General features: G+C 34.1%; 8 protein-coding genes. 1 reads left to right on the top strand and 7 read right to left on the bottom strand.

Annotation, left to right across the window (positions count from 1 at the left end; translation table 11 throughout):
• Window positions 1-543: 543 nt before the first annotated feature.
• The 3 genes from ACYSNM_RS09380 to ACYSNM_RS09370 all read right to left on the bottom strand — a co-directional run bounded on the left by ACYSNM_RS09380 (window position 544) and on the right by ACYSNM_RS09370 (window position 5,330).
• Window positions 544-1,887 (bottom strand): anaerobic C4-dicarboxylate transporter family protein, encoded by a 1,344-nt coding sequence (locus tag ACYSNM_RS09380; protein ID WP_461756649.1) that lies wholly within the window; start codon window positions 1,885-1,887, stop codon window positions 544-546.
• Window positions 1,888-1,987: 100 nt separating this feature from the next.
• On the bottom strand, window positions 1,988-3,052 hold the full coding sequence (locus ACYSNM_RS09375; RefSeq protein ID WP_461756648.1) for a type II asparaginase: 1,065 nt from the start codon (window positions 3,050-3,052) through the stop codon (window positions 1,988-1,990).
• A gap of 283 nt (window positions 3,053-3,335) precedes the next feature.
• Window positions 3,336-5,330 (bottom strand): S8 family serine peptidase, encoded by a 1,995-nt coding sequence (locus tag ACYSNM_RS09370; protein WP_461756647.1) that lies wholly within the window; start codon window positions 5,328-5,330, stop codon window positions 3,336-3,338.
• 172 nt (window positions 5,331-5,502) lie between these two features.
• Between ACYSNM_RS09370 and ACYSNM_RS09365 the strand changes: the two genes are divergently transcribed.
• On the top strand, window positions 5,503-7,689 hold the full coding sequence (locus ACYSNM_RS09365) for a M3 family metallopeptidase (RefSeq protein WP_461756646.1): 2,187 nt from the start codon (window positions 5,503-5,505) through the stop codon (window positions 7,687-7,689).
• Between the two features lie 89 nt (window positions 7,690-7,778).
• Here ACYSNM_RS09365 and ACYSNM_RS09360 read toward each other — a convergent pair whose 3' ends face one another.
• From ACYSNM_RS09360 to ACYSNM_RS09345, 4 genes are all read right to left on the bottom strand, one after another.
• Complete coding sequence (locus tag ACYSNM_RS09360; RefSeq protein ID WP_461756645.1) at window positions 7,779-10,013, bottom strand: S9 family peptidase; 2,235 nt, start codon at window positions 10,011-10,013, stop codon at window positions 7,779-7,781.
• A gap of 195 nt (window positions 10,014-10,208) precedes the next feature.
• The gene (locus ACYSNM_RS09355; protein WP_461756644.1) at window positions 10,209-11,453 is read right to left on the bottom strand and encodes a serine hydrolase domain-containing protein; all 1,245 of its coding nucleotides are present in this window, start codon (window positions 11,451-11,453) and stop codon (window positions 10,209-10,211) included.
• A 246-nt stretch (window positions 11,454-11,699) separates the two neighbouring features.
• Window positions 11,700-14,645: an alpha/beta hydrolase family protein gene (locus ACYSNM_RS09350; protein WP_461756643.1), complete on the bottom strand. Its 2,946-nt coding sequence runs from the start codon at window positions 14,643-14,645 to the stop codon at window positions 11,700-11,702.
• Between the two features lie 168 nt (window positions 14,646-14,813).
• On the bottom strand, window positions 14,814-15,149 hold the full coding sequence (locus tag ACYSNM_RS09345) for a hypothetical protein (protein WP_461756642.1): 336 nt from the start codon (window positions 15,147-15,149) through the stop codon (window positions 14,814-14,816).
• Between the last annotated feature and the right edge of the window lie 37 nt (window positions 15,150-15,186).

Here is a 15,186-nt window from a genome sequence, read left to right as displayed (position 1 = left end):
GTATATTTTTTATATCTTAAATTAGATATATAAATCAAATCTTGCGATTTGCCTTACTCTTTGTTAAATTTTGCTGTCAATCCAATATGTCTATGAACGTGTCTTCAAATGTTTCGCTTATCTCTCAAAGCGGTTGCAAAAGTAATACTTTATTTTAAACTACCAAAGAAATTTCGAAAATTTTTATTTTTTAATTTCTTGCCAGCCCTCGTATTTCCTAAAGCGGACTGCAAAGATACCACCTTATTTTTTCATTATCCAAATTTATTTTTCTTAAAATTTCTTTAATGTTTTTAAAAGGTAACTTTACTTCTTTTTGTATAAGATCGTCTTGCTTAATGCGGGTGCAAAAGTAGAAACTTATTGTTTACTTCCAAACTTTATGCATGCTTTTTTTCATTCTTTTTTCAATAAAAAAACTAACTATTTAAAATACAACCACATAAGCCTTGAATTATTTTTTTAAATAATCCCCCCTTTAAGCTTACTTCCCTTTTCTCCCATATAAGGTAGTTCAAATACTACCTTATATATAGAGATGTATCAATATAAACCTATAAATAAAAATCCTAAAGCTATAGCGCAAATAACAGTAACTAGCCCAGGTAGCATAAAACTGTGATTAAAGACATACTTACCTATTTTGGTAGTACCTGTTCGGTCAAAGTTAATAGCTGCTAATAAAGTAGGGTACCCAGGAAGAACGAAATCTGCATTTACAGCAGGGAAAATCGCAATTAAAGCTGGATTACTAATCCCAAGAGCCATTCCTAAAGGCATCATCGTTTTTGTAGTTGCCGCTTGGCTAAACATCAAAGCTCCTAAAATAAATACCGCAAAGGCAAATGTCCAAGGGTAATCATCTACCACTGCACTTAGAAATAACTTAATCTCCGCCATATTATGATCAATAAAGGTCTTACTCATCCATACAACTCCAAAAACACTTACAACAGCAGTAGCCATAGATGTAAATAGAGAGGTTTGGGTAACCTTTACAGCAGAAGTCTTGGTAATTAAAAGCATTAATGCACTAGCCGATAAAGTAATCATACTAATAACACCTACCATTTGTAATTCCCCATTACTTTTTAAAATCAAATTAGCCTCTCCTGGTTCAAATACTGGTAACAAACTTGGGAAAGCTCCAAATAAAACGATCATCCCAACAGCCAAAGAGAAAATAACCACAGAAACTTTAGCACCTCTACCTATAGTATTGGGGCTAGAGTCCACATCACTATCCATAGATTTAGCAAATGCAGGGTCTTTCATCTTTTCTAAAAACTCTGGATCTTGATCTAAATCTTTCCCTTTTCTTAAAACGGAAAAACATCCGATAAGTATACCAAGTATACAAGCTGGTATACTATATTTCATAATATCTACCAAAGCTCCTGGATATCCTAAGATACCTGCTCCTGCAAAAGCAGCCGTAGCAGCACTCATAGGACTTCCCGTTATAGCCATATGAGAGGCAATAACAGACATACTTAGAGGTCGTTCAGGACGAATTCGCTTTTTTGCAGCTACTTCGGAAATAATAGGAAGTAAAGAGTACAGCAAATGAGCAGTACCTGCAAACAAACAAAAGAAGTAAACGGTAAAAGGTCCTATAAAAACAATATTAGAAGGATTACTTCTAATTATTCTCTCTGCAAGACTAACTAAATAGTCTAATCCACCACAAGCCTGTAATGCAGCAGCAGTTGTTACGATAGTCATAATCACAATCATAACATCAATGGGTGGTTCTGCTGGTTTCATTTGGAAAATAAATACAAAAATACTTAATCCAACTACTCCCATTACTCCTAATCCGATTCCCTTCATGCGAGAACCAATCAGAATCATACTTAAAAGTACTAAAAATTGAATAAACAACATCTTTTCAATATTTTATTTAAACAAAATAGAGTGTATATCTTAAGACATACACTCTATTTTTAATATTCTCGTTAAAGGTACTGTTTTTTCGCACTCTAAACTAATAGTCAAATAATATTTTTTGAATTTCCTCTATGTTGTGTGTTTTAGTTAAAGCTAACATTAATAAAATTCTAGCCTTTTGTGGACTTAAATCATCCGCTACAACAAAACCTAGTTTTTTGTCATCTACCTCGTTGTTTAAAGTAACACGCCCCTCGCCTGCTCTTGCACTACGACAAACAATAATTCCATCTTTAGCAGCTTTTTCTAAAGAAGCTCCTACTTGTTGGTTAAAGTTTCCATTTCCTACACCAGCGTATACTATTGCTTTTACTTTATCTCTCATAGCAGCTCTTACTGCTCTGTCGCTTGCTCCTGCATATCCATACACAATTTCTACTTCAGGTAGATTTTTTAATCCTTGTACATTAAAGAAAGGACCTTGGTTTTTTATACTCTTATAGTAATAGCTTACTTTTCCATCAAAAATAAGTCCTATAGGTCCAAAGTTTCTAGATTGAAAAGTAGCCATGTTAGTAGTATTTGTTTTTGTTACATCTCTAGCGGCAAAAACTGCCTCATTCATAGCGATAACTGCACCTACATCTTTACTATTTGGACTTGCAGCAACCATTACAGCATCTAAAAGGTTTCTATTTCCATCTTGACTCATTGCTGTTGCAGGTCGCATAGCTCCAACTACAACAATTGGCTTATTAGACTCTACTGTTAAATCTAAAAAATAAGCCGTTTCTTCCTGTGTATCTGTTCCGTGGGTTACAACTACACCATCTGCTAAATCTTCATTGAAAATCTCATTGATTCTATCGCTTAATTTCAACCAAGTTTCTACATTCATATCTTGGCTTCCAATTTGTGCAATTTGCTCTCCTTGAATATCGGCAATATCCTTCATTTGAGGTACAGCATCTAAAAGTGTTTCAATAGGAATTTTTCCTGCTGTATAGGCTGCCTTAGTAGAAGACTCTCCTGAGCCTGCAATAGTTCCTCCTGTTGCTAAAATGATAATTCTTGGTTTTTTGCTATTTTGCGTTTGCTGATTAGCACTAAAAATTTGCATACTGCAAAGGAACATCAGAGCAATAGTAAATGTTTTTTTCATAATTTTTGTAGTTTATTTTGTAGTTTTTATTGTTCACTAGGAAAAAAACAGGTTACAGTGTAACGCATTTCAGCCAAGATTGATTTAGAAATACTATCCCAATACTTGTCTAACCTAGTAAAGCAAATATATCCTTATTGTATTAAAAATACTACTGTATCCCTGTATTTAAAGCCCCTCAGGGCTGTTGTCTATGTTCTTTTCGTACAAATAAAACCCTAAACTTCTTATTCCTTGGACAGTAGAGATTTACTTAGAAAAAAAACATTATACACTTTTGACCTTATTTCTTTATAAATTTGGCTTGATAGTCTTTTAAACTGCCTTTTAATTTTAAAAAATAAAGTCCAGGCTCAAAATGAGCTACATTTAATTCATAGTGATCGACTTTGAAAATAACTTTAGAATAAACTAATTGCCCTTTAATATTGTAGACCTCTAACTCATTTTTATCAAAAACAATTTGCTCGGGTATTAATAAGTGTAATTTATCTGGGGCAGGGTTAGGCCATACTTGAAATGTCAAGTCTTCCTGTTTTTGCTGCCTAGGCACCAGACTTAATCCTCCAAAATTTTGATCACTTGCCACTAAAGAAAAATCCTGCCAATTATTAATAAAGTTACCCTTAGGGCGAATATTAATGATATACTCTCCTTTTAGTGCATCGAAAATATCTACTTTCTCCACATTATCTACATCGTTATCACCTTGGATAGCAACCAAATTATTATAGTCTTTATTGAGTACCCAAGGAGAGTGTTCTTGCCCGTCTGGCCCGATAATACGCATATCTAAATCGTTTATTAAATCAGGCGTCTGTCCATCGAGGTTTAACTGTATCTTATCCTGTGCAGCTAAATCATTCCACACTAAGGTAAAGCTCACACTAGGACTATCTTCCTTAAGAAAAACACTTGCTGAAAACCCCTGATTATCATAGATAGCCTCTTGCAAAATCAGAGATTTTTGCTCCAAAGAATTCTTGAGTAACAGAAAACCACTATAAGCATTTATCAATCCCCATCCGTAACGATAACTAGGCCCCAAAGACGTTTCTAAGGGCTCGGCAGAATGAATCATTATAGCCTTAATACTACTTGCCTTATAGGGAATTTTTCTATTTTCAATTACCCATTGTTGCCAAAGGGTAAGAATACCACTTACCACAGGTGTAGCCATTGAGGTTCCTGATTTTAAACCATAACTAGCATTTTTAGGTCCATCTAGACTACTATAAATACTAGAATACACTCCTACTCCATTGGCTACAATATCCGGTTTCACCCTAAAATCAGCAGTAGGGCCATAACTACTAAAATTGGTCTCTAAAAACCTTACTCCTTTACTAGTTAATCTTTCCCCTAGAATTGCTCCCACAACTATAGCATTTTTTGCAAGTGCATATCCCACCAATAAATCCTTTCCTTTTTTACTAGGATTGAGAATTGTGTAGTTTTTCCTGTCATTACCTGCTGCTACCACTGCCTGATAATAAGGGAATTCTCTCATGACTGTATCAAAGTTCTTAGCCTCACGAGAGTAAACACCAAAATAATGGGCAGGTATTAAAGCCATATTATCTTTTGAAATAGTAGCAATCCCATAGGAATGATTCGATAGCCAAACCCCATTTGATGCAAGAGATACCATTTTTAAAATATCTTTGTCCCAATTATAACTATATAGCTGACCATAGGGTAATATGCCCAAAGCATTGCTTTTATAACCACCTGCTATTAAGGTTCCTCCGACATGGGTAGCGTGATTACGCCTATCTATACTTTGGGAAGAGCCTAAATCAAAAACAAGGGAAGATTCTTTTGCCTGATCCATTACAAGAGCTCTTGTATTAGTCCCATCCGAACCAAACTCCTTGTGACTATCTAATACTACATCGGCATCTAATAATCCAACGAACATATTTTGTCCTAAGAGCTTTTCTCCCTTAAGTTCCAACAGTCCTCTTTGTAAGTAATGTACTCGAGAGAATTCTGCGGTTTTACTATTGTTTACACTATAATAAATATAAACTCCATCAGGGTTGATTCTCTCTAGGCTATAAACAGGGTCCTTTGGAACTAATACCTCTAAAGTATCTTTTAAAATAAAGGCCTTACTTTGCTCATCTTGCTGTTTTAGCCAATTAAATTGCTCAATTAATTCATTTTGGGTTTGCAAGGAAGTTTCCCTAGTCATTATTTGACGCACCTGAGCACTTTGCGAAAAAGCAAAGCCAGAGGCAAAACAAAATAAGACACTATATATTTTTATTTTCACTATACTACTTATAATAAAAAGGAGTTAACGGTTGTTTTTTAGTTGATTTCCTTAAAAAGAGAGAAAACCTTTGAGATATACCTTATAGTAGCACATTATTATCCTAGATAAAACAACATATTACTAAGATATTATATATATTTGACACCAACTAACTCAAATACCTTAATTTATGAATGCTAAAAAAGCAGTACTAAGTGTTTTTGCAGGAGCCTCTCTTTTATCGGTTTCATGCCAAAAGGACAAAGACAACAACCAAGAATCTCAAAATTGGGATTCCTCAAATGCTTTTTTTCAAGAAAAAAGTAACTTGCCTTATGGAACGGCAGATTTTGACAACATTAAAAATAAAGACTTTAAACCAGCTTTATTAGAAGGAATGCGTCGTCAACAAGAAGCTATTAACGCAATTGCTACTAATCCAGAACCTCCTACTTTTGATAATACTATTGTAGCAATGGAAAAATCTAGCGAACTCTTAGATAGAGTTAGCGCTGTGTATTTCCTTTTAATCGGAGCACATACCAATGATGAATTAAAACAAATAAACAGTGAGTTATCTCCAGTGTTTGCACAACACTCTGATGCTATTTATTTGAACGATCCATTATTCCAAAGAATTAAGGTATTATACGATAACCAAGATAATTTAGATTTAAACCAAGAGCAACAAAGACTTTTAGAGGTTTACTACCAAGGTTTCGAAATTGCTGGTGCCAATTTAAATGAAGAACAAAAAGAGCAGTTAAAAGTAATTAATCAAGAATTAGCTACTTTAACTAATACCTTCTCTGATCAGTTATTAGCTGCTACAAAACAAGGAGGAGTAAGCTTTACTAAAGAAGAATTAAAAGGTCTTTCAGATGCAGAACTAGAGTCTATTAAGCAACCTGATGGAACTTACCTTATTGATTTAAACAATACTACCCAGCAACCAGACTTGGCAGTACTTGAGGATCCACAAACAAGAAGAAAACTTTACGATCAAGCTTGGCAAAGAGCTGAAAAGCAAGATGATAAAAACAATACCACAAAAACTATTGCACAAATCGCTAAAAAAAGAGCGCAAAAAGCTAAGTTAATGGGGTATGATAACTATGCAGAGTGGTCTTTACAGACTAGTATGGCAAAGAACCCTACTAATGCAATCGCATTATTAGAGAAGATGAGTCCTTATGCTGTACAAAGTGCTAATGAAGAAGCTGCAGAATTACAAGCTTATATGAATAAAGTGCAAAACCATAGCGCTTTACAACCAAATGAATTAAAAACAGCAGTAAATGCACAACAAGATCCATTTACTTTAACTCCAGCAGACTGGGAATACTATTCTTCTAAGATTAGAAAAGAAAAGTATGACTTAGATCAAAATGAAATCAAACCTTATTTTGAATTTAATTCTGTCTTAGAAAACGGAGTATTCCACATGGCTACAGAGCTTTATGGAATTACTTTTAAAGAAAGAAAAGATATTCCAGTATGGCAAGAGGATGTAAAAGTATATGAAATATTCAATGAAGACGGAACTCCAGTTGGATTATTCTATACTGACTACTACCAAAGAGACTCTAAACGTGGAGGAGCTTGGATGAGCAGTATTGTTACCCAATCTAAATTATTAAATAATTTACCAGTTATTTATAACGTTGGAAACTTCCAAAAACCAGCACCTGGACAACCAGCGCTACTTTCATTAGATAACGTAGTTACTGTTTTCCATGAGTTTGGACATGCTTTACACGGATTTTTCTCTGACCAAACTTACCCTAAATTATCAGGTACAAGAGTTTCTAGAGATTTCGTAGAACTACCTTCTCAATTCCATGAGCATTTTGCATTTGATCCTGCTATTTTAAAGAACTATGCAAAACACTATGAGACAGGAGAGGTAATTCCTCAGGAATTATTAGTGAAAATTGAAAATGCAAGAAACTTCAACAAAGGATACAATTTAAGTGAGGTACTTGGTGCTTCTTTATTAGACTTAGAATGGCATACTTTACCTGAAGATGCTACTGTGGAAGATGTACAAGAATTTGAAAAACAAGCTTTAGCTAAATATGGTTTAGATATAGAGCAAGTGCCTCCAAGATACCGTTCTTCTTATTTTAACCATATCTTCGGTGGAGGATATGCAGCTGGATACTACTCTTACAAATGGGCAGAAGTATTAGATAATGATGCTTACCAGTGGTTATTAGAAAACGGAGGTATTACACGTGAAAATGGAGACTATTTCCGTGAAAAAATACTTTCTAAAGGAAATTCTAAATCAGGAGATGTTCTTTACCAAGAATTTAGAGGAAAAGAGCCAAGTATGGATGCATACTTAAAGAATTCTGGTTTTACTGTAAAATAATTTTACATTACTATGTATAGAAAAAGCTACCAATTAATATTGGTAGCTTTTTGTTTTCTATATAGAAAGAGAATAATCTTCTCTTTACATTATTTGTTTAAATGCTCACTAAAGAATCCCATCATACATTGGTAGAATTCAATGCGGTTTTGCTCTTTACCAAAGCCATGGCCTTCATCATATTTTACCATATAAGGCACATCAAATCCCTTTTGCCTTAAAGCCTTCACAATTTGATCGGACTCCCCTATTTTAACCCTTGGATCATTTGCTCCTTGAACCACAAATAATGGTTTAGATATTTTATCCAACTGATAAATTGGAGAAACTAATTTTGCTATCTCCCTTTCCTTAGGATCATCTAAGTCGTACCAAATCTGTTTTACCATTTCTTTATAAGGCTTCCAATACTCTGGAAAAGAATCAAAGAAGGTAAAAATACTAGAGACTCCAACATAATCTACCCCACAACGGTATAAATCCGGGGTCTTAATTAGTCCCATTAAAGTAGCATAACCTCCGTGGCTAGCTCCATAAATGGCGATTCTATCGGGATCTATCCAACCTTGAGCTATACAATAAGCTACCCCATCTTCGATGTCATCCATTACTTTTCTACCAATTTGTTTAAAACCACTAGTAAAGAATTCCTTCCCATATCCACCACTAATTCTAAAGTTTACTTGTAAAGTGGCCATATCCCTACTGGCAAAAAGTTGAGCTTCTGGATTAAAGCCCCAAGAATCTCTAATACCCTGTGGCCCTCCATGAGGGTTAACAATCAAAGCTACTTTCTGACCCTCCAATGCCTTTTGAGGTAAAGTAATATATCCGTGAATGGTTATATTATCCCTAGAAGTAAAGCTAATTGGTAGCATAGTGGCCATATCTTTACGTTCTAATTGAGGCATTAAATCATAAAGTAAAGAAATCTTTCTACTTTGCTTATCATAAAAATAATAGCTTCCATATAAAGTATCGCTTTGCACAAATACCAAGTACTTATCCTCCTTATCGGTTTTGTCTGCAATACTATATTGATCCTTTGTAAAATACTGGGTTAAATCTTGATGTATTTGCTTATACGTTTCACTTACAGGTTCTATAGTAAGCTTACTACCATTATAGCCCACATAATCAATCTCCCAGTTTCTTAATCGCGATAAACCTAAAATAGATACATCATAATCTGGATTTTCATAAATCGTTTTAATTGCCGTATTAGTTGCAAAATCCCACAGTACAATTCTTAGCTTATCCGAATCTAAATTGGTCAGAACATAGGCAACATCCTTATTTTCATTGGAATAATCAAAACTTAAAATGGCAAAAGTATCACACCAATCAATAGTATGGTACAAAGAAAATTCACTCTTGTCCTGGGCTTTGTAAAAATACTGGGTTTTTATCCCATCAAGCATTTGACTATATCCCCTTAAATTTCCATCCTTATCAAAATCATAACTTGAAATCGGAGTACTAGCTTGTTTATTCTCAAAGAGTTTTACCATTTGAGCATTGTGGATATTGAGCTTATAGGGTTCAAAAACTTGAGGATTATCTAAATTAAGACTGATAATAATATGGTCTTGGTCCTCTTTTAATAAATTTAAAATGTTAGCCTTTACTTTTGGATATGGCGTTAAGTCCATGGCATTAGAGCCATCTACATCCACGGCGTAAATATGGTAATTCTCATCCCCTCCCTTATCCATTATGTAAACAAGCCTTTGCTCAGTTAACCAGCCATAGCCGCGTATTAGCTCCTTATCTTCTTGAATTACTCTATTTACCTGATCCTTCTCAATGTCCTTAATATACACATGAGCCTTTCCATTTTCATCCTTTTTCTTGAAAGACAAATACCTCCCTTGTGGAGAAAGTTGAAACCCAAAGGAATCAGGACGCTCAAAGTAATCTGAAACCTTGTACTTATACTGCTGCTTTTCCATGTATTGTAACTTTTGTAAGTCTTGAACACTAGATACTAAAGTAGGGTCTCCAGGTAAAGAATTCTCTAAAGGATGAAATACAATATCAAATGCTTGTTGCTTAAAGAAAACCTCTCCCTTTAGGGTATCCTTTACAAGGGCTAGCTTAAAATCCATCTGCATCTTTTCGATGCTAAACGTTAAACAATTGTCATCAAAAGCAACTTGGCTTGTCTGAATTTCGATAGGTTCTTGTTCCCCTAAAGTAATAACGGCCTTAAGTTGCAATTGCTCTTTATTGATATCTTGCATATCAACAACTATATCAAGTGGTATTTGCTGTATAGTAGACTTGCTATGCCAGATTGTTTGTAATGCTTTTATTTGTTCCATGAAAAAAAGTTATAAAGTAAAATTGCCCGTTAAAAGACAATAAAGGTAAAAATACCCAACTAAATATAAATAGCCCCTAAAAAAAACATAAAGCTTTCTTTTAGGCCCATGCCTAAAAATATCTCCCTATATTATTTTGATAAAAGCTAGGACAAAAGATAGTTGTCTTTCCTACTAAAAGGAAGTAAAAAAAGATTAGTTATCTAACTTATCTTGATACTCTTCTAAAGCATTCCATATTCCATAAAAATCCTGACTTGACTTTGGCCCTTTAAAAGAGGTATTTAAAATCAAAATACGTCCTATATTGTTTTTGGGATCAAAGAACATAAGGGAAGCTACTCCAGGATCTCCCCCCGTATGACCTATATAGCCAGAAAAACCAAAGCCAATAAATACTCCTACATTATAACTTTCATTATAGGGATTGTTATGATCCCTTTCTAAAAAATTTTCTTCTTGTAATTGGGCACGAAAGAATTCTTTATAACTATCCTTTTTTAGTATTGTTCCTTTTTGATTATATCCCTTTATTAATTCTGTTAAAAATAAACTCAAATCATCCACAGATGTAATAAGGCCCCCATCAGGATAAGTAATCATGTGGTAAAAAGGAAGTTCTGTGTTTTTATCGGCATACAATTTTGAATAATTTTCAAAATGGATATTTTCAAAATGCCATCCAGAATCCTTCATTTTTAAAGGATCTAAAATATACTTTTGGGTAAAGTCGTCGAATCGCTCTGCTGTTGCTTTTTCTAAAACAAAAGCTGCCAATGCTGCCCCTGTATTAGAATATTCATACACACTTGCTCCTTGGTAGTTGGAATAGGTATCCTTTGTATTCCATTTACCTTGTTGCACTAGTGTATTTTGCAAAAATTGCTCTAAAGACACAAGAGAATCATTTGGATTAAAGATTTGCATATCTTCAAAACTTAAACTTGCATTTATAGGAGATTCACCTTGCTTTAAGATGTAGTTTTTACTTAAATAAAACGCATTATCTACAATAACTGAGCTATGAGTAGCTAGATGTCGAATTGTTATTTCCTTATCTGGAAAAGAAGGGTTTACTACTTTAAAGGGTAAATAATCATTAATTGGATCATCCAATTGTAACTTACCTAATTCCTGAGCTTTTAATAAGGCTATTCCAATAAATACCTTAGAGATGGAAGCTACATTTTGAATAGTTTTATCTGTATAAGGTATCCTATTTTGAGTATCAGCATACCCAAAGCCATGTTGATATAAACTTCCACTTTCATTGACAATAGAAACAGCAAAGCCATTAAAATCACTCTGCTTATAGATTTCATTAATATCTGAAGTAAGTAGATTACTAAAGGGCAGCTCTACTACATTTTTTTGTAGATTCTGCTTCTTACAAAAAATAAAAAGCACGGATAATAATACTAAAACAACTATTTTTTTCATCCTATTAAGAATCCTTTAAAGTGATTTAAATGGCCATTTATTTTACGACTAACAACATAGAGCTATACACTATATTACTTTCCCACTTAGTGAATAACAATAATAAACAATTCATTTCTAATTTATTATACTTTATCGTTTATTATATTAAGTAATTTCTTTTTTTTTTAAGCAGGCTTTCTAATATAATAAAAAGGGACATGCCTATTTTAGACATGTCCCTTTTACTTGTTTAAGCGTCTTCTATTATAAGCTAGAAGGTACTTTCTCTTGTGTTAATTCAAATCCCCAATCTTTTCCTTTATTTATTGCAGGAACTCCTTTAACCATCCAAACTGGCGCTTTAGCCCCTTTAAGATAATAGTCAAAGAATTGTTGTTGACGAATTTGGATATCTTTTCTATTTTGACGTTTAATAAGGTTGTGATCATCTCCATTGTAGTTTAACAACCAAGCTGGTTTACCTAAACGGCGAAGAGCCATAAACATCTCAATACCTTGGTACCATGGCACTGCCCCATCTTGATCATTATGCATAATAACCACAGGTGTAGTTACCTTTGGCATATTAAATAGTGGAGAGTTTTCCATATATAAATCTAAACTATTCCATAAATCTCCACCTAATCTACTTTGGGTCTTTTCGTATTGGAATTGTCTACTCATTCCTGTTGTCCAACGAATTCCTCCATATGCCGATGTCATATTTACCACTGGAGCACCAGCCCAAGCTGCAGCGTACATATCAGTAACTGTAATTAAGTGAGTTACTTGATAACCTCCCCAACTTTGTCCTTGTATTCCAATTTTCTGGCCATCTACCCAAGTGTTTTGTTTTAAATAATCCACTCCTGAGTTGATATACTCCTCTGCACTCTTACCAGGATAACCATCCATATAAGCGATATCTGGTGTGAAAACCAAGTAACCATTACTTACAAAAAATGGAATATTCAAACGAGAAGGCGTTGGAGCCGGAGCCTCATAACGATGTAAGTTATCCGATAACCTCTCATAGAAGTATACAATCATAGGATACTTCTTATTTGGTTCAAAATCCTCTGGCTTAAATAATACTCCTTGGCTTTCGAATCCTTTTGGTGTAACCCATTCTACTAATTCAGCAGTTCCCCAATTATATAAAGCTTGCTGCTTATTAATATCGGATACTTGAGTAGCTTTACTTAGATCAGTAGTTATATATAAATTATTACTTTGGGCAAATGAGCCTTTTAAATAACCATACATAACAGCATCTTTAGCTTTAAATAAAGTCGTAAATCCACTAAAGTCTTGCATTAATACTTCTACTGGATTTTTCTTTGAGCTAATTTGTGTTTGGAAAAAACCTGCCTTCTTATTTACAGTATTAAATGCTGCTAAAATAAGATTCTCTTTCGTTGTAAAGGCTACCTTATCCTGATCAAGATTCATTAAATCAAAAGAAACATGGTTCTTTCTTCCATAACCATTGGTGATCATTCTAGGGGCCTTATTGCTATTTAAAGCAAACTCCCAAATATCGTAGCGGTCTCTAATTAAAACAGACTCATCCCCTGTAGTCCATCCTTGAATACGGTAAGGTCCTGCTAAATCAGGCATATCATTTAATTCATCGGCAAAAGAAACCTCAAGTCCTTTATTTAACTCTTTGGTTGTTTTGGCTGCAACATTATAAGCATACCAATTCTTATTCTCGCTATTGAAATATACTACGCTTTGTCCTTTAGGTGATACTCTTACTTGGCCTCTAAGGTTTTCCACCACAGTGGTACGTTTACCTGTTGTTACATCAATTAAATAATAAGAAGCAACTGGAGATATGTCCCATTGTCTTTGAATACGGTAGCCCATATTTCCAGATCCTAAAACAAAATTAGCATCTCCTTTGTCTACTAATTGAACCTGATCTACTTCTTGGTCCCCTAAAGCAACAATACCATTGTTGTTTTTAAGATCTATCGTTGCTAGGTAAGATTTTTTCAAATCTTTCTCTAAATTAGCTAATTGTTGGGTTTGTAATACATCTTCATTAAAATGCCAGATATCTACAATAGCATGATCCTCCTGAATTAAAGTAGTATCCTTTACCATTAAAGCTGGTGCAATACCCAAAAACACTCTACTTGAATTCTCGCTAAATACAGGTTTATAGTTTGGTGAAATAACCCAAGATTGTGGTAACCCACTAGTTTTGTTATCAGCTAAAAGTGTAGCAGGGCTCACAAAGTCACTTTGGTAAATACTATAGGTTTTATCCAAAGTCTTCTCTGGGTCATTATTGGCGATAAAAGCAAAATTTGCAGAGTTCTTAGCAAAAGCAAACTGAGAGTATTCTTCTTGGTTTTCTAGAATACTAACCACTTTATTGGTTTTTAAATCTAAGGCATACACCCCGTATACCTTCTTATCTTCTACTTGATCTTGATCAGAGGCCTCTTTTTTATCCTGTTTTTTCTTAGCTGTTGGCGCTTTGGTTACAAAAACTAAATACTTTCCTTGACTATCAAAGTAATAATCGCTAACATTTTCAAAACTCTGTTTACTAGAAGTAATTAAATTTTCTACTATAAGTTCAAAGCTTTGTTTTTTATCCGAAGACTTTTTGTCTTTGGTATCCTGGATTACAAGGGCTGTATCATTAGAATTAGCATCACTTTGATCCTTGGTATCATCTGACTTTTCAGTAATTGGATCTAATAAATAGGCTAAATAACTACTGTTTTTCTCCGGTACTTTAAAGGACTTAATATTGGCATACTTAGTCATAGCACCCGATTGTAAATTTACAATCCCTATAGAGTCTCTAGCTATCTCATCTTGCTTTTTCTTTTTAATGCGAACTTGTTTTAAATCCTCATAAGTAGGAACAATACTAAAAACTGCAAATTTAGAATCTCCTGTAAATACAGCAGATTCTCCTCTATCCACCACTAAAGTCTTATCTAGTTTTGTGGTTTTTAAATAAAGAGTAGCATCTCCTTGTTGTTGATTAACTTGGTAAAAAAGCCATTTACCGTCGTTAGTGAAGGCTTTGTTTCCTATTGTTTCCCATTGGTCATAAAGGGAATGATCTAATGGTTTTTTTTGCGCATAACCCGTTATAGATCCAAGAGCGAAAAAAGCTAGGCTAAGCATTTTTGCTCCTTGACCAAAGCCAGGTGCTTTGGACTTTTGTTGGTATTTTTTCATTTCGTGTTAGGTAGTTAATTTATTGCTTGAAAGATAACTTATTTTATGCTGCCAAGCAACAAAGTATCTCAACCACAAATACCCCCAAAAAAATATACGCCTTACTTAATTGCAAAAAAAAGACTGCCCTTGTACAAAGGCAGTCTTAAAAGTATATGCATTTTAAACTTAATCTTCTTGTAGGCTAGCAATAAACTCTTCTACGTCTTGATCAAAGCTAGTTTCTTGTATTAACTCTAGTGCTAATTTCACCATTTTATTGAAATGTACTTTTGAAAAACTGCGTCCTCCGAAACTCATTCTACAAAAATCTCCAATAATTCCAAACACTCCATTAATCTCCTCTTGGGAAACCTCCTTTTGATCGGCAAATCGACCTCTTAATACAGCTGCCCCCACAAAGGCACCAATACGCACTACCATAACAGTATCTAGCACTTGCTTTTTATCTGCTAAATAAAATAGTTCATCAAGGTTCTTTTGAATCAAGGTTTGTATGTCCATAATATATAATTCTCTATTTTATACAAAGGTAAAAATA

The sequence above is a fragment of the Myroides sp. LJL116 genome (assembly GCF_054871685.1).
This window is presented reverse-complemented; position numbering and strand designations above follow the sequence as displayed.